Source organism: Halomonas sp. NPDC076908, assembly GCF_050269715.1.
In the GTDB taxonomy this organism is placed as follows: Bacteria; Pseudomonadota; Gammaproteobacteria; order Pseudomonadales; family Halomonadaceae; genus Vreelandella.
In genome coordinates this window covers 24,579-47,136 of record NZ_JBNNIW010000002.1, presented here as the reverse complement: position 1 = coordinate 47,136, position 22,558 = coordinate 24,579, and the positions used below count along the sequence as shown (strand labels likewise).

15 protein-coding genes are annotated in these 22,558 nt (G+C 53.8%); 9 read left to right on the top strand and 6 right to left on the bottom strand.

The features are described 5' to 3' along the window. Positions 1 to 3: 3 nt before the first annotated feature. Both ACQKE4_RS01355 and ACQKE4_RS01350 read right to left on the bottom strand, forming a co-directional pair. Positions 4 to 444, bottom strand: a complete 441-nt coding sequence (locus ACQKE4_RS01355; RefSeq protein ID WP_290837131.1) for an NUDIX domain-containing protein — start codon at positions 442 to 444, stop codon at positions 4 to 6. Continuing rightward, positions 441 to 1,052 carry a pseudouridine synthase gene (locus ACQKE4_RS01350; RefSeq protein WP_427386553.1) on the bottom strand — a complete coding sequence of 204 codons (612 nt, stop codon included), beginning with the start codon at positions 1,050 to 1,052 and terminating at the stop codon, positions 441 to 443. Before ACQKE4_RS01350 ends, ACQKE4_RS01355 begins: the two co-directional genes overlap by 4 nt. Positions 1,053 to 1,253: 201 nt before the next feature. Here ACQKE4_RS01350 and ACQKE4_RS01345 point away from each other — a divergent pair, with 201 nt between their 5' ends. The 3 genes from ACQKE4_RS01345 to clpA all read left to right on the top strand — a co-directional run bounded on the left by ACQKE4_RS01345 (position 1,254) and on the right by clpA (position 6,485). Next, on the top strand, positions 1,254 to 3,488 hold the full coding sequence (locus ACQKE4_RS01345; protein ID WP_427386552.1) for an NADP-dependent isocitrate dehydrogenase: 2,235 nt from the start codon (positions 1,254 to 1,256) through the stop codon (positions 3,486 to 3,488). Between the two features lie 272 nt (positions 3,489 to 3,760). Beyond that, positions 3,761 to 4,069, top strand: a complete 309-nt coding sequence (gene clpS / locus ACQKE4_RS01340) for an ATP-dependent Clp protease adapter ClpS (protein WP_290828165.1) — start codon at positions 3,761 to 3,763, stop codon at positions 4,067 to 4,069. A gap of 139 nt (positions 4,070 to 4,208) precedes the next feature. Then, positions 4,209 to 6,485, top strand: coding sequence for an ATP-dependent Clp protease ATP-binding subunit ClpA (gene clpA, locus ACQKE4_RS01335; RefSeq protein ID WP_427386551.1), 2,277 nt, complete (start codon positions 4,209 to 4,211; stop codon positions 6,483 to 6,485). A 173-nt stretch (positions 6,486 to 6,658) separates the two neighbouring features. Here the strand turns inward: clpA and infA are convergent, their stop codons facing one another. The 3 genes from infA to aat all read right to left on the bottom strand — a co-directional run bounded on the left by infA (position 6,659) and on the right by aat (position 8,568). Continuing rightward, positions 6,659 to 6,877 carry a translation initiation factor IF-1 gene (gene infA, locus ACQKE4_RS01330; protein WP_007111068.1) on the bottom strand — a complete coding sequence of 73 codons (219 nt, stop codon included), beginning with the start codon at positions 6,875 to 6,877 and terminating at the stop codon, positions 6,659 to 6,661. Positions 6,878 to 7,038: 161 nt separating this feature from the next. Further along, positions 7,039 to 7,773: an arginyltransferase gene (locus tag ACQKE4_RS01325; RefSeq protein ID WP_427386550.1), complete on the bottom strand. Its 735-nt coding sequence runs from the start codon at positions 7,771 to 7,773 to the stop codon at positions 7,039 to 7,041. A 45-nt stretch (positions 7,774 to 7,818) separates the two neighbouring features. Then, positions 7,819 to 8,568 carry a leucyl/phenylalanyl-tRNA--protein transferase gene (gene aat, locus ACQKE4_RS01320; protein ID WP_427386549.1) on the bottom strand — a complete coding sequence of 250 codons (750 nt, stop codon included), beginning with the start codon at positions 8,566 to 8,568 and terminating at the stop codon, positions 7,819 to 7,821. Positions 8,569 to 8,709: 141 nt separating this feature from the next. Between aat and ACQKE4_RS01315 the strand changes: the two genes are divergently transcribed. Together ACQKE4_RS01315 and lolA are read left to right on the top strand one after the other, a co-directional pair. Next, positions 8,710 to 12,063, top strand: coding sequence for a DNA translocase FtsK 4TM domain-containing protein (locus tag ACQKE4_RS01315; protein ID WP_427386548.1), 3,354 nt, complete (start codon positions 8,710 to 8,712; stop codon positions 12,061 to 12,063). Positions 12,064 to 12,306: 243 nt separating this feature from the next. Then, entirely contained in the window at positions 12,307 to 12,957 is a 651-nt protein-coding gene (gene lolA, locus ACQKE4_RS01310) for an outer membrane lipoprotein chaperone LolA (RefSeq protein ID WP_427386547.1), read from the top strand. A 42-nt stretch (positions 12,958 to 12,999) separates the two neighbouring features. On the opposite strand, the gene ACQKE4_RS01305 is transcribed toward lolA, so the two are convergent. Beyond that, on the bottom strand, positions 13,000 to 14,334 hold the full coding sequence (locus ACQKE4_RS01305; RefSeq protein WP_427386546.1) for a replication-associated recombination protein A: 1,335 nt from the start codon (positions 14,332 to 14,334) through the stop codon (positions 13,000 to 13,002). 330 nt (positions 14,335 to 14,664) lie between these two features. On the opposite strand from ACQKE4_RS01305, the gene ACQKE4_RS01300 reads away from it, so the two are divergent. From ACQKE4_RS01300 to ACQKE4_RS01285, 4 genes are all read left to right on the top strand, one after another. Continuing rightward, positions 14,665 to 15,210 (top strand): hemerythrin domain-containing protein, encoded by a 546-nt coding sequence (locus ACQKE4_RS01300; protein ID WP_427386545.1) that lies wholly within the window; start codon positions 14,665 to 14,667, stop codon positions 15,208 to 15,210. 165 nt (positions 15,211 to 15,375) lie between these two features. Continuing rightward, positions 15,376 to 16,179 carry a glutamate racemase gene (gene murI / locus ACQKE4_RS01295; protein WP_427386544.1) on the top strand — a complete coding sequence of 268 codons (804 nt, stop codon included), beginning with the start codon at positions 15,376 to 15,378 and terminating at the stop codon, positions 16,177 to 16,179. Positions 16,180 to 16,225: 46 nt separating this feature from the next. Next, the gene (gene trmA, locus ACQKE4_RS01290) at positions 16,226 to 17,359 is read left to right on the top strand and encodes a tRNA (uridine(54)-C5)-methyltransferase TrmA (RefSeq protein WP_427386543.1); all 1,134 of its coding nucleotides are present in this window, start codon (positions 16,226 to 16,228) and stop codon (positions 17,357 to 17,359) included. A 161-nt stretch (positions 17,360 to 17,520) separates the two neighbouring features. Then, positions 17,521 to 22,344 carry an NAD-glutamate dehydrogenase gene (locus ACQKE4_RS01285; protein WP_427386542.1) on the top strand — a complete coding sequence of 1,608 codons (4,824 nt, stop codon included), beginning with the start codon at positions 17,521 to 17,523 and terminating at the stop codon, positions 22,342 to 22,344. The last annotated feature ends 214 nt before the right edge of the window (positions 22,345 to 22,558 follow it).

The window sequence follows — 22,558 nt, the reverse complement described above, 5'->3', positions numbered from 1 at the left end:
GCTTCACTCGCGAATCACTGCAAGGGGATAATAGGGCCCGCTAAGCGAATCTTCGATACGTTTCAGCACCAGCGGACTACGCAGCCGCCCCTGTTGATCTAGTGCGCGTATTTGCTCATGAGTGAGCCAGTGGGTGGCGATGATGTCAGGGTCAAGGGCTTGATCGAGCTTATGAAGGGGCTCGGCAATAAAGCCATGGCTATGGAACGTTTCTCCCTCGCCGGTATGAAAAACATACAGCCCAAGATAGCCAGTGAGCGACACACGCCAAGCTGTCTCTTCTTGAACCTCCCTTAGAATAGCCGCGATGGGCCCTTCTCCCAGCTCAATATGCCCGGCAGGCTGATTGAACACCGTGTGTGGACCTTCGCGCTGCTCCTCTACGATCAAGAAGCGCTCACCTTGCTGAATCACGCAAGCGGCTGTGCTGTGAATAAGCGTCATGATGGCTTCCTGTGCTTGTTGTTGGGGCGTTTTTGCTGGCGTGCAGGATTCGTGGTCAGGCGGGGAGCGTGCAGGGTTTCTTTACGCCATTCACCAGGGGCCAAGTTGTCTAGTCGCCAGGGGCCAATCGCCACGCGAATCAAGCGCAGCGTAGGAAAACCGACGTGGGCGGTCATACGCCTGACTTGGCGATTACGTCCTTCGCTGATTGTCAGCTCTAACCAGCTGGTAGAAGGGTGCCGCTTGGGGTCGATAGCGGGTTGGCGAGGAGCGGTAGTCGGTGGCTCTATACGGCGTACCTTGGCGGGCAGTGTCGGGCCGTCTTTGAGCGTAATGCCTTGGCGCAGTGCCTTGAGTGCGGCTTCGTCTACTTGCCCTTCGACTTGAGCCCAATAGGTTTTTGGCTGTTTATGGCGCGGGTGAGAAATACGGTGGATCAACTCACCATCATCGCTCAGAAGAAGTAACCCTTCAGAGTCGTAATCAAGCCGTCCGGCGGGGTAAATACCTTTTACATCAATATATTGAGCGAGTGTTTGGCGGCCTTCGCGGTCACTGAATTGGCTTAGCACCTGAAACGGCTTATGCAATAAATAGAGGTTGCTCATGACTTCTCTTTGAACGTTGCCCTTGGCTTGTCGACACATCACTTATGCGTAAGGAGTGCAGCGCTGGTATACTCCGGCCTAGCTGCTGGGGCGCACTGGGGACGGCAGCGTCATAAATAGACGCTAGACGCGGCCATCGTTGAACTCGCGCTCCGCCTAAGATTTCTTGCAATCGTAGTGACAAGAGAGGTTAACGCAAAAATGTCCAAAACGCCGAAGATCATCTACACGCTCACCGACGAAGCCCCCGCGCTTGCGACGTACTCCCTGCTGCCGATTATCGATGCTTTCACCGATTCTGCTGGTATCCAGGTAGAGACGCGCGATATTTCTCTGGCTGCCCGGATCATCTCTCAGTTTCCAGACTATCTGAGTGAAGAGCAACAGATCGGCGATCACCTGGCAGAGCTTGGCGAACTGACCAAGACCCCAGAAGCTAACATTATTAAATTGCCTAACATCAGTGCTTCATTGCCCCAGTTAAAGGCGGTGATTAAAGAGTTACAGCAGCAGGGCTACAAGCTTCCTGACTACCCGGAAGCCCCTCAGACTGACGAAGAGAAAGACATTCAGGCACGTTACGACAAAACCAAAGGCAGTGCTGTAAACCCAGTACTGCGTGAAGGTAACTCTGACCGCCGTGCACCGCTATCGGTTAAAAACTACGCGCGTAAATACCCGCACCGCATGGGCGAGTGGAGCAGCGACTCTAAATCTCACGTGGCGCATATGCGTGACGGCGATTTCTACGGCAGTGAGAAGTCTGCGCTGATCGATAAAGCCACCGACCTTAAAATTGAGTTGGTTGCTAAAGATGGCAGCACCACCGTGCTGAAACAGAAAACGTCGGTGCTGGCAGGCGAAGTGGTTGACGGTGCGGTCATGAGCCGTAATGCGCTGCGTCGCTTTGTTGCCGAAGAAGTCGCTGACGCGAAAGCCAAAGACGTGCTGTTCTCGCTGCACCTTAAAGCGACCATGATGAAAGTTTCTGACCCGATCATGTTCGGTATCGTGGTCACTGAATTTTATCAGGACGTGCTGAGCAAGCATGCCGATGTGCTGCAGCAGGCGGGTTTTGACCCCAATAACGGTATTGGCGATCTCTATTCGGCCATTAAGACACTGCCTGAAGAGCGTCAGAAGCAGATTCAGGATGAGATTCAGGCGCTCTACGCCGAGCGTCCGCGTCTGGCGATGGTGAACTCCCACAAGGGCATCACTAACCTGCACGTGCCCAGCGACGTCATTATCGACGCCTCTATGCCTGCGATGATCCGTGACTCCGGCAAAATGTGGGGCGCTGACGATCAACTGCACGACGTGAAGGCGGTGATTCCAGATCGCTGCTACGCCGGTATCTACCAGAGCGTAATCGAAGACTGCAAACAGCACGGTGCCTTTGATCCAACGACGATGGGTAGCGTACCCAATGTTGGTCTGATGGCGCAGAAGGCTGAAGAGTACGGCTCCCACGACAAGACCTTCCAGATTCCTACGGATGGCACCGTGCGTGTCACCGATGCCAGCGGTAACGTAGTACTTGAGCATAGCGTTGAGCAGGGCGATATCTGGCGTATGTGTCAGACCAAAGATGCCCCGGTTCGCGATTGGGTTAAGCTTGCGGTTAACCGTGCCCGTGAAAGCGGTACGCCCGCTATCTTCTGGCTTGATGCCCAGCGCGCCCACGATGCACAACTGATCAAGAAGGTCGAAAGCTACTTGCAAGATCACGATACCGCTGGCCTAGATATTCGTATCATGACGCCGGAAGAAGCGATGAGTTTCTCGCTGGAGCGTATCCGTAAGGGCGAAGACACCATCTCTGTCACTGGTAACGTACTGCGTGACTACCTGACCGACCTATTCCCGATCATGGAGTTAGGCACCAGTGCCAAAATGCTCTCGATCGTACCGTTGATGAATGGTGGTGGCCTGTTTGAGACTGGCGCTGGCGGTTCTGCGCCTAAGCACGTTCAACAGTTGCTGGAAGAGAACCACCTGCGTTGGGATTCACTGGGTGAGTTCCTGGCCTTAGCTGCATCCCTTGAGCACTTGGGCAGTACCTTCGATAACGATCGGGCGAAAATGTTGGCCAAAGCGCTGGATCAAGCGAACGGCAAGTTCCTGGACAGCAATAAGTCACCTTCGCGTAAAGTGGGTGAACTCGACAATCGCGGTAGTCACTTCTATTTAGCGCTATACTGGGCAGAGGCCCTGGCTGAGCAGAATGAAGATACCGAGATGAAAGAGCTGTTTGGTCGCTTAACCACAGAGCTGAAGGCCAAAGAAGCCATTATTGTTGATGAGTTGAACAGCGTTCAGGGCAAGCCTACCGATATCCGTGGCTACTACCACCCTGACCATGAGTTGACGGGCCAGGTAATGCGCCCCAGTAAGACGCTTAATGAAACGCTAGCCATGGTCGCGAAAGGCTAATAGCGCCCAACTGCGATGAGGCTTGTGAGCCCCCGTCCGCTTGGCGGGCGGGGGTTTTTGTATTGCATCCTCTATTGCACTCTCTGCAACGCCCTGTGATATTTTAATTTTCCATGAACCCTTACTGACCGGCAGCGTCTTAGAAGTAGTGTAAAGCGCTTAGATGTCTTCATCGGTCAGTTTCGAGACAACCAACCGTGCTGCTTATGTCCAACCTAAATAGTCCATGCTTGGCAGTGTTGCCCGTACAAGCGGGAATGACACATCCAAGTATGCCTGATGAAGATGGCGATATGGCGGTGCAGTCAGCAGAACCGGCGCTGGCGCAACCGCCGCTTTATAAAGTGGTGCTTCATAATGACGATTACACGCCGATGGAATTCGTCATTGAAGTACTGCAAGATTTTTTCAACATGGATAGCGAGACAGCCGTTCAGGTTATGCTCGCTGTACATACCCAAGGAAAGGGTACCTGTGGTGTGTTTACGCGTGATATTGCGGAAACCAAAAGCTACCAGGTAAATGAGTACGCCCGGGAGTGTGAGCACCCGTTGATAAGTGATATTGAGGCCGCCAATTAAAAACGTTGAGAAATAATTGACGGTGAGGCTTGCAACCGTGCCATTTGTACCCGATGTTGAGAGTGCCGGTCGATTAAACTGATCCGACGCAAGCCCTAGGTGGTGATACGCCCTAGGTAGTAGCGAAAAGGGGACTGCCATGCTGAGCAAAGAACTTGAAATGACCCTGAACACGGCCTTCACTGTGGCGCGTTCAAAACGCCATGAGTTTATGACCGTTGAGCACCTGCTGCTAGCGTTATTGGACAATGCCTCAGCGGTAGACGTACTGAAGGCATGCGGGGCTAACCTCGACAAGCTGCGGTCCGATTTGCAGGATTTTATTAACTCGACCACGCCGCTGATTCCCGACGGGCAGGGTGACCGTGAAACCCAGCCGACGCTAGGTTTTCAGCGTGTCCTTCAGCGTGCGGTGTTCCACGTTCAGTCATCTGGTAAGAGTGAAGTCACGGGCGCTAATGTGCTAGTGGCCATCTTCTCTGAGCAAGAGAGCCAAGCGGTTTACTTCCTTAAACAGCAGAGCGTCGCGCGTGTTGATGCCGTCAATTATATTGCTCACGGTATCTCTAAAGTGGCTGGTCACGGGCCTTCACCGTCTCCCTCTTCATCTGACAGTGAAGACGCGGAAGAGGGTAGCAACGAAGGCGCTGCACACCCGCTGACGGGTTATGCAACGAACCTAAACGAACAGGCGCGACTGGGCAAAATTGATCCGCTGATTGGTCGAGATCATGAGCTTGAGCGCGTGGTGCAAATCCTAGCGCGTCGGCGCAAGAATAACCCGCTTCTGGTGGGTGAAGCTGGCGTAGGTAAAACCGCCATCGCTGAAGGCTTGGCCAAGCGCATCGTTGAAGAAGACGTGCCGGACGTTATCGCTGACGCAGTGGTCTACTCATTGGATATGGGGGCATTGCTGGCGGGTACCAAATACCGCGGTGATTTTGAAAAACGCCTCAAAAGCTTGCTGACGGAGCTGCGTAAACAGCCCAATGCAGTACTGTTCATCGATGAGATTCACACGGTGATTGGCGCTGGGGCTGCTTCCGGCGGTGTGATGGATGCGTCCAACCTGTTGAAGCCGCTGCTCTCTTCAGGTGAGCTGCGCTGCATTGGCTCCACCACGTTCCAGGAATTCCGCGGCATCTTTGAAAAAGATCGTGCTCTGGCGCGTCGCTTCCAAAAAGTGGATGTCATGGCGCCGTCTGTCGACGACACCATTAAAATCCTCAAAGGGCTGCGTTCACGTTTTGAAGAGCACCACGAGTTAAAATACACCGATGGTGCGCTAGAAAGTGCGGCGCGTCTGGCAGATCGTTATATCAATGACCGTTTCTTGCCCGACAAGGCTATCGACGTCATCGATGAAGCAGGGGCTCATCAGCGTCTATTGCCACCTGAGATCCGTGCTAAAACGATTGACGTTGAGCAAGTGGAAGCCGTCGTTGCTTCAATTGCACGCATTCCGCCGAAGAGTGTTTCAAGCTCTGATCGTAAGCTGCTTGAGAAGCTGGATCGTGACTTGAAGATGCTGGTATTTGGCCAGGATGAAGCGATTGATAGCTTGTCTGCCGCCATTAAGCTGTCCCGAGCCGGGCTTAAGTCACCTGACAAGCCGGTGGGTAGCTTCTTGTTTGCAGGGCCGACTGGGGTGGGTAAAACCGAAGTTGCTAAGCAGCTTGCGCACATTATGGGCATTGAGCTTGTGCGCTTTGATATGTCGGAGTACATGGAGCGCCACACCGTATCGCGTTTGATTGGTGCGCCTCCCGGTTATGTCGGTTACGACCAAGGTGGTTTGTTAACCGAAGCGGTCACCAAGCAGCCTCACTGTGTGCTGTTGTTAGATGAGATTGAAAAGGCGCATCCCGAAGTCTTTAATCTGCTGCTGCAGGTAATGGATCATGGGCGGCTAACGGATAACAATGGCCGTGAAGCTGATTTCCGTCACGTTATCTTGATCATGACGTCTAACGCCGGTGCTGAGCAGTCATCGCGGCGCTCTATGGGCTTCCAGCATCAGGATCACTCAACGGATGCTATGGAAGTGATTCGTCGCACCTTCTCACCTGAGTTCCGCAACCGCTTGGACAGTATTATCCAGTTCCATGCGTTACCTGTTTCAGTGGTGCGCAATGTGGTCGACAAGTTCTTAATCGAACTACAGGCCCAGCTGGATGAGAAGCGTGTTCAGATGGATGTGGACGATATGGCGCGGGATTGGCTGGCAGACAAAGGCTACGATCCCGATATGGGCGCACGCCCAATGGCGCGCCTCATTCAAGAGAAGCTGAAGAAGCCATTAGCCGAGATGATTTTGTTTGGCGAGTTGGCTGATCAAGGCGGTATTGTGCATGTCAGCCTGGAAGAGGGAGAGCTGCACCTTTCTACAGAGACTGAGATGGCCGATGCGCCCTGAAAAGGGCGCTAAGGCGCTCTAAAGCCAATCACGGATGTTTATATGCAGCAAAACGCAGCGCCCTGTCATCGACGGGGCGTTGTCGTTTTTAGTGAACAGCCATTGACGCTGATCGGTGCTGTCTTTCTGTGGCAACAGTTAAGATCAGCCGAACGCGTTAACGGTGCAACGACTTAGCGCGAACGGTATACGATACGGCCCTTCGAAAGATCGTAAGGCGTTAGCTCTACTTTTACCTTATCGCCGGTCAGGATGCGGATGTAATTTTTGCGCATTTTTCCGGAGATGTGAGCAGTAACAACGTGACCGTTTTCCAGTTCAACACGAAACATGGTGTTCGGAAGGGTATCGACGATAACGCCTTCCATTTCAATATGATCTTCGCGTGCCATATAGGCATTTCCCCACTTATGAGTTAGTAATGTACAGGCTAATAATGTACGAGTTAATCAGCTACCAATACGTCAGGACTCAAGTGCCGCTAGGTGGGCGCTCAAGAAACAGCGCTATATTGTGCCGCAAGCCCGCCATCAAGGCAAAAAAGCTTATGAGATTAGCGAATTAATTGTCGCCAATGGCGGCCATCAAGTATTTCCAGCGGCGTAAAAGCCTGCTTGTAGCGCATTTTACGGCACTCTTCGATCCAATACCCTAAATACAGGTATGGCAGCGCTTTTTCGCGGCTGAGTTCAATTAGCCGAAGAATAGCAAACGTGCCCAGCGAGCGCTTATCCAACTCATCGCTAACAGTATAGAAGGTGTAAATTGCCGAGAGGCCATGTTCTAGCTGATCAAAAGCGGCAACACCGGCCAGCTCGTTGCCCAGGTACATTTCCATTAGATGGGCGTAGGGTTCATTTAGAGTTAGGAAGGTACGGTACTGCTCGCGGCTGGGGGGGTACATATCGCCGTCGGCATGGCGTAAGCGAATATACTCCGCGTAGAGCTCGTAATGATGAGAGGCATAGTAAGCAGGCACGACCCGAACCGTAATATCCGCATTGCGCCGCCAAATTTTGCGCTGGGTGCGATTTGCAGCAAAATGCTCCACCGGGATGCGAACCGAGCGGCAGGCGTTGCAGCCTTCGCAGTGAGGACGATACAAGTGGCGACCGCTGCGGCGAAACCCCAACAGTGCTAACGAGTCATAAACCCCAGGGACAGGTGACTCCTGAGGGTCGAGAAACAGCGTTGTTGCCTCTCTGTCGGGTAAATAGCTACAAGCATGGGGCACGGTAAGGAAGAAGCGCAAATCCCGCACTGGGCGACGCGGAGTGTTACTACTCACGGCTTGCCTCCTGGTTGAAAAATTGGGCGTTGCAAAATAGCTTCGTCAATAAGGTGTACCCTCAACCGCAATGGCACTGAGCCAGGGCGACGCAGGGATCATCGGTGCTTCTTCGGCTGATAAGGGTAGTGTAAACGCCTCATCGGGTAACCAGTTATTAAGATAGTTGATGAAAGTCGTGCGAGCGACTGTAATAGCGCCCAAACTGGCCAAGTGAGGAGTATGCATTTGGCAGTCGATGAGTTTCCCACCATGCTCTCGCATTGCTCTGGCCAGGTGGGCCAGCGCTACCTTTGAGGCATCAGGCGCGCGTGAAAACATCGACTCGCCGAAAAACACTGGCCCCATGGCGAGCCCGTATAGGCCGCCAACCAATTGCCCACCCTGGTGGACTTCAATACTGTGGGCAATGCCGAGCGCATGCAGCAGACAGTAGGCCTCATGCATCTCGTCGGTGATCCAGGTGCCCGCATCTGCCCCGCGCGGGGCGGCGCAGGCTTGAATAACCTGATCGAAGTGTTGATCCAGTGTGATATGGAAGCCACCATGGCGTAATCGTTTAGTAAGGCTACGGCGCTGCTTAAATTGCTCAGGTAGGAGTATCATGCGCGGGTCTGGGCTCCACCATAAGATAGGATCATCATCGCTATACCATGGGAAAATGCCGCGCCGATAGGCCTCTACCAGCCAAGTGGGGGAAAGTTCGCCACCGGCCGCCAGTAGGCCATTGGGTGAGTCCAGTGCCATATTAGTCGTTGGAAATTTAGGGTGTGGTGAGGAAAGCCAAGGTAGCATTACTTGCTCCTGTTGCTACGTCGTTACAACGTTCTTGTACGGGTGCTTAGTGAGAAGCCCTGTGACGGCGGAAGGATGCTCGGTATGATGCAAACTCGCAAGTGGATTAAAGACGCCATTTAGGTGTAAAGGGAGAGTCGCTTGAAAGTGAATAAAGCAGTAAACAAGCGAACGCAGCGTAACGCGCGTCAAACACCATCTTCGGCTTCTTCTGCGCGTGTTAACGCCGCGAAAGATAAAGCCCGTCGTTTTGGATTGCGCCTGCAAGGCTCAGTGCGTGAATGCGTGGTAGTGGTACTGCTTGCGCTATGTGTTTTCTTATTATTAGCACTGTTTAGTTACCACCCTGCTGACCCAGGCTGGTCTTACCAGGGGCCGGAGACGGAGGTTCGCAACTGGATGGGCCATGTCGGTGCATGGCTGGCAGATGTCCTCTATTCGCTGCTGGGTGCCAGTGCGTTGTGGTGGCCAGGTATGTTTGGCTTTGCCGCCTGGTGGCTGATGCGCTCGCGCCAAGTACGTTTTGAACTCGACCCGGTGTCGATTGCGGTGCATGCGGGTGGTTTAGTGCTGCTGATGTTTGGCACCACCATGCTGGGTGCGCTGCATTTTTATCACCCTAATAGCATATTGCCCTACGCTTCAGGCGGTATTTTGGGTGAAGGCCTGGTCGCTGCGCTTAAACCATTAGTCGGCAGTGGCGGGGTAGGATTAATTGCCGCAGCACTTATTTTAAGTGGCTTCCCACTATTTAGCGGCATGTCTTGGCTGCAAGTGGCGGATGAGGTTGGCAAGCGCATCTGCCGTTTAGGCGGTTGGTTTTCGGCTCGCCGTCAATCGCGTCGGATGCGCGCTGCCCAGCGTGCGGCTGCAAAACCCGCACCTGCGCCGAAGCCCCAAGTGAAAACCTCAGCAGAACTTCAAGTAAAGCCTCAAGTAGAGCCGCCAGTGGCACCCAAATCAGCGCCTGCTGAAGCAAAGCCCATGGCTGAATCTGTAGGTAGAAGTGCGGGTGGTCGTGAGCGGCGCGAGCCAGGTTTTACCGTGCCGCTTTCCAACAGCTCCACTGATACTGCTGCCAGCAATGTAGCGGGTAGCGAAACCACGGATAGCTCGATTCCTTGGGAAGCGGCTGCTTTTTCAAGTAACAAACACGTTCCTGACAAAACAACCGTGACAGCAGCGGCTGTTTCAACGGCAGCCGTTTCAGCAGCAGCGCCAAAAGCAGTGGAACAATCTGAATATAAGTCACCGCAGATTGTCGAGCCCAAAGCGCCCCGTGAAAATGCTTTTGTGCAGGCTGCTGCGTCAGTAGAAGCGCCCGCCAAAGAACATGACGCTTTTCCGCTGCGTGCTTCGCGCCAGGAAGATACGCCAGCACCAGCGACGACAAATTTCTTTGTTAAGGATGAGGCGCCTGCCGAACCTAATGAAAAAGATGAGCTAGTCGAGGCTAAACCAGTATCAGCTGAGCCAATAGCAAATGAGTCAATAACAACTGGGTCAATAACACCTGGGTCAATAACAACTGGGTCAATAACACCTGGGTCAATGGCCGCTGAGCCAGTGTCTGATGAGCCTATGGATGTCAGGATTATCGCCGAGAAGCAGAGCGAGGAGCCATATACCGGGTCGCCAAGTATCAGTGCCCCGGAACAGGTCCCGCCGCAGATGGCAACCACTGAGCTCACTTCTGAGCGCGTTTCTCCACGGGTTCAAGAATCCCGCATGCATGAACCCCGTGTTGCTGAAATAGTCCCCGAGCCAGTGTGGGATGATGAGGAGATGGATGATGAGGATGTGCGCAACGAGACGCCTGTAGCTCCTGCGTCGCGCATGCCCGCATCTCCGATGCCAACGCCCACTGCGCGCCAAGAGCCGACTTTCTCGCCTGATGTGCCAGCGCCAGAGGCGGATGAAGGCCCGGCACTCTGGACCGTCGAGCATTTGCAGAGCCAGCGACCTGCTTTTGAAACCCTGGATGAGCCAGAAGGGGATGTACCTAGCCTGCAGCTATTAACGCCAGCAGAGCCACATCAGCCCAACTACACTGATCAGCAGTTGGCCGATATGGCGGAACTGCTCGAAGTGCGGCTACGTGAGTACGGTGTCAAAGCAGAAGTTGTTGATACCTGGCCAGGCCCGGTCATTACACGCTTTGAAATCAAACCTGCCGCCGGGGTTAAGGTTTCTAAAATTAGTAACCTTGCCAAAGATTTGGCGCGTTCGCTGATGGTGAAAAGCGTGCGGGTGGTAGAAGTTATTCCCGGCCGCCCCACGGTGGGTATTGAAATACCTAACCCCAATCGCGCCATGATTCGCCTGCGCGAAGTTATTGATTCCGATCGTTATCAGCAAGAGACATCTCCGCTAACCATGGCGCTAGGTCAGGATATTGGCGGTAGCCCCGTGGTGGCCAACCTAGGCAAGATGCCTCACCTGCTAGTGGCAGGTACTACCGGGTCGGGTAAGTCGGTGGGTGTTAACGCCATGCTGATCTCAATGCTGTTGAAAGCCAAACCCAGCGAGCTGAAGCTGATCATGGTCGATCCCAAAATGTTGGAGCTGTCGGTCTATGACGGCATTCCCCATTTGCTGGCGCCGGTAGTCACCGATATGAAAGAGGCGGCCAACAGTTTGCGCTGGTGTGTCGCTGAGATGGAGCGCCGTTACAAGCTAATGGCGGCCATGGGTGTACGTAATATCGCAGGCTTCAATGGTCGTTTGGATGAAGCCGAGCGCGCCGGCGCCCAGGTGGCCGACCCGCTTTGGGAGCCGCAGCCGTGGGAGGTGCATCAACCGCATCCAGTGTTGGAAAAACTGCCCTACATCGTCGTGGTCATCGATGAGTTTGCCGATATGTTTATGATCGTCGGTAAAAAAGTGGAAGAGCTGATTGCCCGCTTGGCGCAAAAGGCGCGCGCTGCCGGTATCCATTTGATTTTGGCTACTCAGCGCCCCTCGGTGGATGTTGTGACGGGCTTGATTAAAGCCAATATTCCATCGCGGATGGCGTTCCAGGTTTCATCAAGAATTGATTCGCGCACGATTCTGGATCAAGGCGGTGCCGAAAGTTTGCTGGGTCATGGCGATATGCTCTATTTGCCTGCTGGGTCTGGACCGCCTAACCGTATCCACGGTGCCTTCGTTGATGATGATGAGGTACACCGCGTGGTCGATGACTGGAAACGCCGTGGCGCACCGCAGTATATCGAAGAGATTCTCTCTGGCGGTGTGACGGCAGACGCCCTAACCGGTCTTGAGGCCGAAGGAGTAGATGGTGACGACGCAGAGCAAGATGCGCTCTACGATGAAGCCGTTCAGTTTGTCACTGAAACCCGTAAAGCGTCCATTTCTGCTGTTCAGCGCCGTTTTAAGATCGGCTATAACCGTGCGGCACGTTTAGTTGAAGCAATGGAAGGTGCTGGTGTGGTTACCGCTATGGGGTCTAACGGGGCGCGCGATGTACTTGCGCCGCCTCCGGTAGGTCACTAGGCCAGTTGATTGGTCGCGAGCTAAAGCGACCTCCCACTGGCGCAAGTGGCTGGTTTCAAACGCGGTGTTGAAAAACACAATTATGCAATAAGCGTGGAAGTTGCGCCGCGGGTGAAACCCCGCGGCGCTTTTCACGTCTTATTACTACATTCAGCTAGTTCCATTAAGGCGAGCTTGCACACAAGTTTTTAAAAATAGTTATTCAATATTGGTTATTTGGCAACGGTTGCCTAGGGAGAGCACATGCGCGATACGCAAACAAAACTACCTTCATCACTGGCGCTAGCCGTCAGCGCGTTAGGTTTAACATTTGGTGCGCCGGTATGGGCTGACGACGCTGCAGAACGTCTGACAGAACGCTTGGATCCACTGGAAAGCTACCAGGCTACTTTTGAGCAGCAGATTTTAGATGGTGGCGGCAACCGCTTGCAGAGCGCACGTGGAGAAATGTGGCTTTCACGGCCAGGCATGCTGCGCTGGGAAGTGGAAGCGCCGTATTCCCAGACAGTCGTTTCTGATGGCGATGACGTGTACATGTATGACCCCGATCTTGAACAAGTGACGGTTCAAGCCATGGATGATCGTGTCTCCCATACGCCTGCGCTACTGCTCTCTGGTCGTGTTAGCGAGCTAACCGAAAGTTATGAGGTTTTTTACGAACAGGATGGCGGTAACGACGTTTTTACGCTGGTACCCATCTCTGCCGATACGCTGTTTGAAGAGCTAAGTATGGTGTTCGACAGCGAAACGTTAACCGAGCTGTGGATGATGGACAGCACTGGGCAGCGCACCGCCATTACCTTTAGCAATATTACGCTCAACGGCAACATTGCCCGCAGCATGTTCGACTTTGACATCCCTGAAGGCACCGATGTAATCCGCGAAGAGTGGTAAGCAGACGCATTAGACATGTTCTATCAATCAGAATCAGGCGCCTTAGGGCGCCTGATCTGCTTCTTGATCGCGGTTTTCCCGCCACGCCATGATTTCCCCAAAGCGTTTTTCATGACCAATGGTGCTTGGTTTAAAGAAGCTGGCTTTCGGCAGCTCTTCAGGCCAGCAGTCATGAGCGCTGCCCGCTGGGTAACCGTCTGGCTCGCTGTGTGCGTAGCGGTAACCCTCGCCGTGGCCCAATTGCTCCATCAGCTTGGTCGGCGCGTTGCGTAGATACGTCGGTACCTCAACCTGTGGCTGCTGACGCACATACTGCTTAGCCTCATTCCAGGCGCGATCAATGCGGTTGCTTTTGGGGGCCACCGCTAAATGAATCGCTGCGTGAGCTATCGCTCGCTGTCCTTCGTAATCGCCTAGGCGCAGGTAAGCATCCCAGGCCGCAATCACCAATGGAAGCGCACGCGGGTCAGCATTGCCGACATCTTCCGAGGCGATAGCGGTAAGCCTGCGCACTACATCAAGCGGGTCGCCACCGCCCTGCATAAAGCGCGCCATATATAAAAGTGCTGCGTTAGGACGCGAAGAGCGTATCGACTTATGAATTGCCGACAGCAAGTCATAATAGGCGTCACCCTGCTTATCAAAGGCACTGGCTTGATGGCCAATCACATCGGCTAATACGTCTTTGTGGAGTACCTCACGCCCCGCTTCTTGGGCGGCAAAATCACATGCGGTTTCCAGTAGTCCAAGTGCGCGGCGCGCGTCACCTGCGCTTGCATGAGCTAGGGCGGTTAACACGTCGTCAGCCACCTGAATATCACGCTTGCCAAGCCCGCGTTCAACGTCGCTAAGGGCTTGTCGCATCACCGTCATCAGTTCTTCCTGGGTGAGCGATTTGAGCACATAAACCCGCGCTCGGGAGAGCAGTGCCGAGTTGACTTCAAACGATGGATTTTCAGTGGTGGCGCCAATCAGCGTCAGCAGGCCGGACTCCACATGGGGCAGTAGGGCATCCTGCTGGCTCTTGTTGAGGCGATGAATCTCATCTAAAAAGAGGATAACCGAGGAGGACATCTGCTGGGCGCGCTCGACCACGGCGCGGATCTCCTTCACCCCGGCCATCACCGCGCTGAGATGCTCTAAGTGGGCTTGAGAAGCCTTGGCCAATAGCTCTGCCAGAGTGGTTTTGCCCACCCCCGGCGGCCCCCAAAGGATCATTGAGCGCACAACGCCTGATTCCGCCATTCGACGTAAGGGTTTATCTGGTCCGACCAGCGCTTGTTGCCCCACGTAATCGTCCAAACGACGTGGACGCATACGAAAGGCTAATGGGGCGTCCTCTGCAGGTACCGCTTGGGTGCTGTCAAAAAGATCCATGTAAACTTCCGTTGTAAATCGAGACGTTGAACAACAAAGTGCCAACAAGTGTCAGTGGTAAACCGCAGCATGGCGAGCTATCTTGGCGTAACCTGCCAGCAAGATACACTTGCTAGGATAACGCCAGAAGGGCATTGTTGAAGATAACCGGCGTTAGCTATGACACGCTCACGTTACGATATGCTTAGCAATTAGATGGTCTAATTGCTACACGTATTAAGAACGACATATTTTCAATATGACATGTTTTCTATACTGCGCGCTTATGATCGCATGCTGTCAGCTCGGTAAGCATGACGGCAGGCATGACACAACAAAGGAGACGGTTCGATGTTAAACCAACTACGTCTAGATCATGCCAACATGGCGAGATTGCTCCATGTGCTACAGCTCAAGCAAAAAACCTTAACGCTGGGTGAGCGACCCAACTTCAAGCTGATGCGTGAGGTGGTCGATTATATTTTGTCCTATATGGACGGTTTTGCCGCGCCGCTTGAGCGCGTCTGCGTTGAGCGGCTGCAAACCCAGGCCCCTGAACATCTAGCCCTTACCGAGAAGATGGCGAATGATTATCGCGAACTAAAGCCACGCTTGCTGCGCCTTTCCGACGATATTGATATGATCCTAATGGATAACGTGCTGCCGATGGATCGCTTTGCTGAGGATCTGAAAGACTATCTAGAAGCGCACCGTGCCTACCTACGTCATGAGCGCGAAGGACTATTCCCGCTAATCGACGAGCATTTTAGCCCAGAAGATATGGAAGAGCTGCGTCAAGCGCTGCCCGAAGGTGCTGAGAAGGAGTTAGAGCACCTGCAGGAAGCCTATCCCGAACTTTATGCCGAGCTGCGCGGGGCAGACGTACCGGCGGTATAGCCGAAAATAGCTTTTCATCGCGGTCATCACAATCGGTCAACTCTCAGGCGGGGCATGCTAAACTAGCGGCCCCGTTTTAATTGCAGGCAGTCATATTCTCGGCCATCTCGCCGCTGATAAGTCGTGCCAATACCTTGATGCAAGGTCAGTGATGAAAGAACTGTAATGACAGGCCCCGTGTTAATTTTTGATTCTGGCGTCGGTGGCCTATCGGTGGCACAGTCGCTGCGGCAGCACTACCCCGATGCTGCCATGTGCTATGCCTGTGATAATGCTTGGTTGCCGTATGGGCTGCGCGATGACGCAGCGCTGGCTGAGCGGATCGTGGCGGTCTGTCGGGCCGCTGTAGAAGCCTGTCAACCCAGCGTGCTGGTGGTCGCCTGTAACACGGCAAGCACCCTAGTATTAGAAAACTTACGCGCACGGCTGGCGATTCCCGTCGTGGGTACCGTGCCTGCGATTAAACCCGCTGCGGCCATCAGTCAAACACGCCATATCGGATTATTAGCCACCAAAGCCACGGTGGGGCGACCCTATACCCAGCGCTTGATTGATAGCTTTGCAAGCGACTGTGTTATCACACGCGTGGCTGCTGAACCCTTAGTCGTCGAAGCAGAGTCGTATCTGGCGGGGGGTACGCCCGATACCCAGCGTATTCAGACGGCACTTGCACCGCTGTGGCAAGCCGTCATGCCGATCTCATTTGACCATCCCGCGCTAGATACCGTGGTACTGGGTTGCACCCATTTTCCGCTGCTTAAACCCTGGCTGGTACAGCTTGCCCCAGTGCCACTTAATTGGATTGATTCCGGCGATGCCATTGCCCGGCGGGTTGCACAAGTAGTGGATGAGCTGAGGAGTGAGCAGCACGATGGTCGCTGTTTTACCACCGCGCCCGCCGCCAACCTAACCGCTGGTATGGCTCGCTACGGGTTTAAAGCCCCTCAGTTGCTAAACGTGGGCTTGTAACCGTGTTTGTCGCTACTATTTCTTAACGAGTTTAACAGGAGCAGCCTTGTCTATCCCCGTTGTAGAACCCGAACGTTACGCCGAACAGCTAGCCGCTAAACGCGACTATCTGGAAAGTACCTTTGCCACTTTTCAGCCGCCAGCGCTGGAAGTGTTTGAATCACCGCCAGGCTACTATCGCCAGCGCTGTGAGTTTCGTATTTGGCACGAAGATGATGACCTGTTCTACGCCATGTTCGAGGTGGACGCCGAGAACCCTAAGAATAAACGCGTCATTCGCCTAGACCAGTACGCCGTGGCCAGTGAACGTATTAATCAATTAATGCCTCAACTGCGCGAAGCCTGCCGTCAGTCTGACGAGCTGCGCCGTCGACTGTTTCAGGTTGAGTTTTTAACCACACTTTCGGGTGAGGCGCTGGTAACGCTGATTTATCATCGTCCGCTAGGCGATGAGTGGGAGCGCGAAGCCCGTGCGCTAGAAGTTAAACTCGGTATTATGATTATTGGCCGCTCCCGCAAGCAGCGCATTGTGTTGACGCGTGATCACGTATGGGAGCGCCTTGAGGTTGATGGCCGTACGCTGCACTACCAGCAGGTCGAAAATAGCTTTACCCAACCTAATGCGCATATCTGTCAAAAAATGCTTAGCTGGGCGCGCGAGGTGACTGCCGAACGCCATCAGGAAGGCTTAAATCAGGATCCGAAAGGCGATCTTGTTGAGCTCTACTGTGGCAATGGCAATTTCACCATTGCCCTGGCCGATAACTTCCGCCGTGTGCTGGCCACGGAAATATCCCGTATCTCGGTGGCCAGTGCCAACATCAATCTAGCCGCCAACGGGGTGACCAACGCCTATATTGGACGAATGTCAGCAGAAGAGTTTTCGTTGGCACTTAAGGGTGAAAAAGTGGGGCGCCGTGTGGCGGAAATGGCGCTCGACGGCTACGATTTTTCCACTGTGCTGGTCGACCCGCCGCGGGCTGGATTAGACGAGCAGAGCTGCGAACAGCTCAGCGAGTACGCTCAGATCGTCTATATTTCATGCAACCCGGCCACGTTAGCCGAAAACTTGACCATACTGACCAAAACGCATCAGATTGAGCGTTTTGCGCTGTTTGACCAGTTTCCGTTTACCAATCATGTTGAGTGCGGCGTGTTATTACAGCGGCGTGCTGTTTAATAAGCCTAAGACCTAATGCGTAAATGGCATGCGCCATGAATAACTCGTCAAGTGATTAGGGGCGCGACGATAGGTAGCGTAAGCTAGCCGCTATGTTGGCCTAAAGGCCTATTGTCCTTCGTTTTTTGGCCGACTAATGGCCTAGGCAGTCGAGGTGATGGATGCACTACGTTGCGATTGAAGAGAGTCGTCAGGATCTTTTGAAGCAGCTTCAGGAGCGCTTATATGCGCGGCTAGAACCTGCGCGAGCTGCGACCATTGACGCCTTTGCTCGACACTTTTACGCCACCGTTCCAGTGGAAGACTTAGTCGATCGTCGCCTGGATGATCTGTATGGCGCAACGCTGTCGATCTGGCAGTTTTTGCAGCATCACGACCCAAAAAGCCCGAAAGTACGGGTATTTAACCCAGATTTTGAAGAGCACGGTTGGCAGTCGACGCATACCTTTGTGGCCGTTCTACATGAAGATATGCCGTTTCTGGTCGATTCGGTGCGTATTGAGCTCAATCGCCGTGGTTTAACGGTACACGCCATTCAAAACGCCGTGTTAGCCGTCGCCCGTGACGAGCGGCACCAGTTGCAGTCGCTGACCTCCCCGCGGGATGAAGATGCCCCAGAAGCGCGCGAATCGCTGATTGTGATCGAAGTAGATCGGCACACCGATATGGCGCTGCTCGAAAAAATTGAAAGTAATTTGAATGACGTACTACGCGATGTGCGCACCGCCGTAGGCGATTACGATGAAATGTGTGCACAAATTACCGCATCGATCCAAGAGCTTGAAAAAAACTGCCCGCCGCAAATTGACCCTGATGATCACGAAGAGGCGATTGCCTTCTTAGAGTGGCTGCTCAAAGATAACTTCACTTTCTTGGGGTACGATGAATACTTGCTAGATGGCGGTGAATTGCAGCGCGATGCCGGTAGCGTATTGGGCGTGTTCCGTTTAGACCAACCGCGCTACTGTGAGCGCATTCGCACCGAAGAGGGCGTGGATGAGCACAATGAGTATGTGCTGGTACCCCAGCTCCTATCGTTTGCTAAGAGCGCTCATCACTCTCGGGTTCACCGTCCTACTTATCCCGATTACATCACCATTGACCGCTACGATGATGACGGCAATGTGATCGGCGAACGGCGCTTCTTCGGCCTGTTTACCTCCATGGTTTATAACGAGTCGCCGCGCAATATTCCGCTGCTGCGCCGTAAGCTCAAAGCCGTTATGGACATTGCCGGTTTTAACCCCCAGGGCCACAACGGCAAGCAACTGATGCAGGTGCTGGAGGTGTATCCCCGCGATGACCTGTTCCAGATTGATACCGAGTCGTTGGCGAATACTGCGCTGGGTATTTTGAATATTCGCGAGCGTCGTCAGGTGCGCCTGTTTATTCGCGCCGATATCAGCGGCAAGTTCTACTCCTGCTTGGTGTTTGTTCCTCGTGACGTGTTCTCTACCGACCTGCGTCAGCGGATTCAAAACGTGCTGTGCGATGAGCTAGACGCCCACTTTGGTGATTTCAACACCTACTTATCTGAGTCGGTGTTGGCGCGTATTCAACTAATTCTGCGCTTCAACGGCGATGCGCCCAGTGACTACGATCTCAAGCGTCTTGAAAGTAAAGTGGCGCGCCTGGCACGCAGTTGGCGGGATGAGCTGCAAAGCGCCATGATTGAAGGGTTTGGTGAAGAGCGCGCAAATCACTTGTTGGATCATTTCCGCGAGGCGTTCTCTGCCAGTTACCGTGAAGACTTCTCCGCGCGTACCGCCGTCTTTGATGTTCAACATCTGCTGACGTTGAATAACGGTGCCGATTTATCGCTCTCACTCTATCGTCCGCTTGAAGAGCAAAGCGGCGGCATGAATCTAAAACTGTTCCACCGCGAATCGCAGATACCGCTCTCTGATGTGCTGCCGATGATGGAGAATCTCGGCCTGCGCGTGATTGGCGAACGCCCCTACGACATCAATGCTCCTGACCAGCGTTACTGGATTCACGATTTCGAGCTTGAGCACAGCGGTGCGGATGTCAGCCTAGGCGATATGCGCGATGTGTTTAGCGAGGCCTTTAAACGTATCTGGACCGGCGAAGCCGACAACGATGCTTTTAACCGCCTGATCATCGGTGCCGGGTTGGATTGGCGCGAAGTGGCCATGCTGCGTGGCTACGCCCGCTATCTCAAACAGATTCGCTTTGGCATGTCGCAAGACTACATTGCCGCCACGCTGGCTAACTACCCTGCGATTACCCGGGAATTGGTGGAGCTATTTAGACTGCGCTTTGATCCTGAGCAGTCAAACCATGCTACCGACGAATGCGTGGCGAGCTTAAACGAGCGCTTGGAGGGTGTTGCCAGCCTAAACGACGACCAGCTGCTGCGCCGTTTCATGGAATTGATTCTCGCCACGCTGCGTACTAACTACTACCAGCTCGCCGAGGGCGGACGTTTTAAAGATTATATCGCCTATAAGCTTGAACCATCCAAAGTCACTGGCATGCCCAAGCCACGGCCGATGTTCGAGATATTTGTTTGCTCGCCGCGGGTTGAAGGCGTCCACTTGCGCGGCGGTAAAGTGGCCCGCGGTGGTCTGCGCTGGTCCGACCGTTTTGAAGATTACCGCACCGAAGTGTTGGGCTTGGTGAAAGCCCAGCAGGTCAAAAATGCGGTAATCGTGCCGGTAGGCGCCAAAGGCGGCTTTGTCTGCAAACGCATGCCTGAAAATGCCAGTCGCGAAGTCGTCCAGAAAGAGGGCATTGCCTGCTATCAAATCTTTATCCGTGCACTGCTGGATGTCACTGATAATCTGGTTGGCGGTGACGTTGTAGCGCCTGAAAACGTGGTTCGCCATGATGAGGACGATGCTTATCTGGTGGTAGCGGCGGATAAAGGCACGGCCACTTTCTCTGATATCGCCAACGAAATCTCTATCGAGTACGGCCACTGGCTAGGCGATGCCTTTGCCTCTGGTGGTGCCAACGGCTACGACCATAAGAAAATGGGCATCACCGCAAGGGGCGCTTGGGAGTCAGTCAAGCGCCACTTCAAAAACCTTGATGTGGATACTCAGCGCGATCATTTCAGCGTGGTCGGTATCGGCGATATGGCGGGTGACGTATTCGGCAATGGCATGCTGCTATCCGATAAAATTCAGCTGGTAGGCGCCTTCAACCACCTGCATATCTTTATTGACCCTAACCCCGATGCCGAGGCCTCTTTTGCTGAGCGTAAACGTCTGTTCGCACTGCCGCGCTCAAGCTGGGAAGACTACAGCCGTGAATTAATCTCCGCCGGTGGTGGAATCTTTAACCGCAGTGCCAAGTCGATCACGCTGACGCCGGAAATGCAGCAGGTGTTCGGGATTAGCGAAGAACGCTTGTCGCCTAATGAGCTGATCCGCGCGATGCTCAAATCCAAAGTGGACTTGATCTGGAACGGTGGCATTGGTACCTACGTGAAAGGCTCCGATGAAACCGATGCCGATGTGGGCGACAAGGCTAACGACACCTTGCGCATCAACGGTAGCGAGCTGAACTGCCGTGTAGTGGGCGAGGGCGGTAACCTCGGTTTAACCCAGCGAGGCCGTATGGAGGCCGCCGCTAAAGGCGTGCGTGTTTACACCGACTTCATTGATAACGCGGGTGGGGTGAATTGCTCCGACCACGAAGTGAATATCAAAATTTTGATTGATGAAGTGGTCAAGCGCGGTGATATGACCGACAAGCAGCGCAATCAGTTACTGGCGGAAATGACTGATGAAGTGGCGGATCTAGTCATCCTCGATAACTATCGTCAAAGCCAGGCGCTGGACCTGTCAGCCATTCTGTCGCTTCAATCCATGGGCCCCTATCGTCGTTTTATTAGCGAGTTGGAGGCTGCCGGACAAATCGATCGTGAGCTAGAGTTTTTGCCCACCGATGACGTGTTAAAAGAGCGTTCGAGTAACGATCAAGGGATGCGTCTGCCAGAGCTTTCGGTGCTTATCTCCTATGCCAAGAGCACCCTGAAAGGTGACCTGATTACCTCAGATGTTCCTGATGATAGTTATATTCACCGGCATTTAGAGCGCCTGTTCCCGGCCGTGTTGACCGAGCGTTTTAAAGACGAAATGTACGATCACCGCCTAAAGCGTGAGATTGTCGCCACCCAAGTGGCTAATGACTTGGTTGACCATATGGGCATCGTATTTGTACGCCGCCTAATGGACTCAACCGGTGCGGGGCGTGCCGATATTGCCCGGGCCTATATTATTGCGCGGGATAGCTTCAATTTAGCGGGTTTGTGGGCGCAAATTGAAGCGCTCGATAATCAAGTGCCGAATCGTGTCCAGTACTCGATGATGCTTGATCTGATGCGCCTGACCCGCCGCGCAACGCGCTGGTTCGTGCGCCAGCATTTAGGCCTTTCAACTCAAGACACTATTGAGTATTTCGCGCCCCGCCTGGCACAGTTGCAAGAAGGTATTGGCGAACTGCTTAGCGGTGAGGAGCTTAGCGCCTGGAGCATGCGCCGGGATACGCTAGTTGAAGCGGGGGTGCCTGACGCCCTCGCCTCAACTGTAGCGGCTTCATCAAGCCTGTATGCGGGGTTAGGTATCATCCAGGCTGCTCGCCTAACCAACGAAAAACCGCAGCGGGTCGCGGAGGTGCTGTATGAAATTGGTAGCCGCCTGGAGCTGCCATGGATGATTCAGCAGGTCACACAGTTGGAAGTGCGTGATGCCTGGCAGGCTCAGGCACGGGAAACATTCCGTGACGATATCGAGCGTCAGCAGCTTGCGCTCACCACCAGCGTACTGAAACTCGATGCGGGTAGCCACGATACCGAAGAGCGGGTTGCCCAGTGGTTGGATCAGCATGCCGATCTGCACCGCCGCTGGTGCCGTCTGATTGAAGAGGTGCGTGGCGGCAATGAAGGTGGTTTTGCGCTCTTTGCCGTCGCTGTCCGGGAACTGGTCGATCTCGCCGAGAGTGATAGCGAGGCTTAGCGCCAGATAGTGGCAACGCATAACCGTTAGAAAGCGCGCCCTGGTTCTCCACCAGGGCGCGCTTTATTGCGTTATACTGGCGCCCGTTTTCGGTTATTTGTCCTCTTTTGAGGGCTATATATTAATTATTTCAGCGATGGTTCGACACTTCCGCGAATAGGGATGTCAGTTGGAAGCTTATTGTGGGAGGGCGCTTCAGCGCGCGAAGGGTACC

Coding starts and splice junctions, on each gene's coding strand:
- murI (WP_427386544.1), top strand. CDS start 15,376: ATGACAGGCCCCGTGTTAATTTTTGATTCTGGCGTCGGTGGCCTATCG.
- ACQKE4_RS01350 (WP_427386553.1), bottom strand. CDS start 1,052: ATGAGCAACCTCTATTTATTGCATAAGCCGTTTCAGGTGCTAAGCCAA.
- infA (WP_007111068.1), bottom strand. CDS start 6,877: ATGGCACGCGAAGATCATATTGAAATGGAAGGCGTTATCGTCGATACC.
- clpS (WP_290828165.1), top strand. CDS start 3,761: ATGCCTGATGAAGATGGCGATATGGCGGTGCAGTCAGCAGAACCGGCG.
- ACQKE4_RS01285 (WP_427386542.1), top strand. CDS start 17,521: ATGCACTACGTTGCGATTGAAGAGAGTCGTCAGGATCTTTTGAAGCAG.
- ACQKE4_RS01300 (WP_427386545.1), top strand. CDS start 14,665: ATGTTAAACCAACTACGTCTAGATCATGCCAACATGGCGAGATTGCTC.
- ACQKE4_RS01355 (WP_290837131.1), bottom strand. CDS start 444: ATGACGCTTATTCACAGCACAGCCGCTTGCGTGATTCAGCAAGGTGAG.
- clpA (WP_427386551.1), top strand. CDS start 4,209: ATGCTGAGCAAAGAACTTGAAATGACCCTGAACACGGCCTTCACTGTG.
- ACQKE4_RS01305 (WP_427386546.1), bottom strand. CDS start 14,334: ATGGATCTTTTTGACAGCACCCAAGCGGTACCTGCAGAGGACGCCCCA.
- aat (WP_427386549.1), bottom strand. CDS start 8,568: ATGCTACCTTGGCTTTCCTCACCACACCCTAAATTTCCAACGACTAAT.
- lolA (WP_427386547.1), top strand. CDS start 12,307: ATGCGCGATACGCAAACAAAACTACCTTCATCACTGGCGCTAGCCGTC.
- ACQKE4_RS01345 (WP_427386552.1), top strand. CDS start 1,254: ATGTCCAAAACGCCGAAGATCATCTACACGCTCACCGACGAAGCCCCC.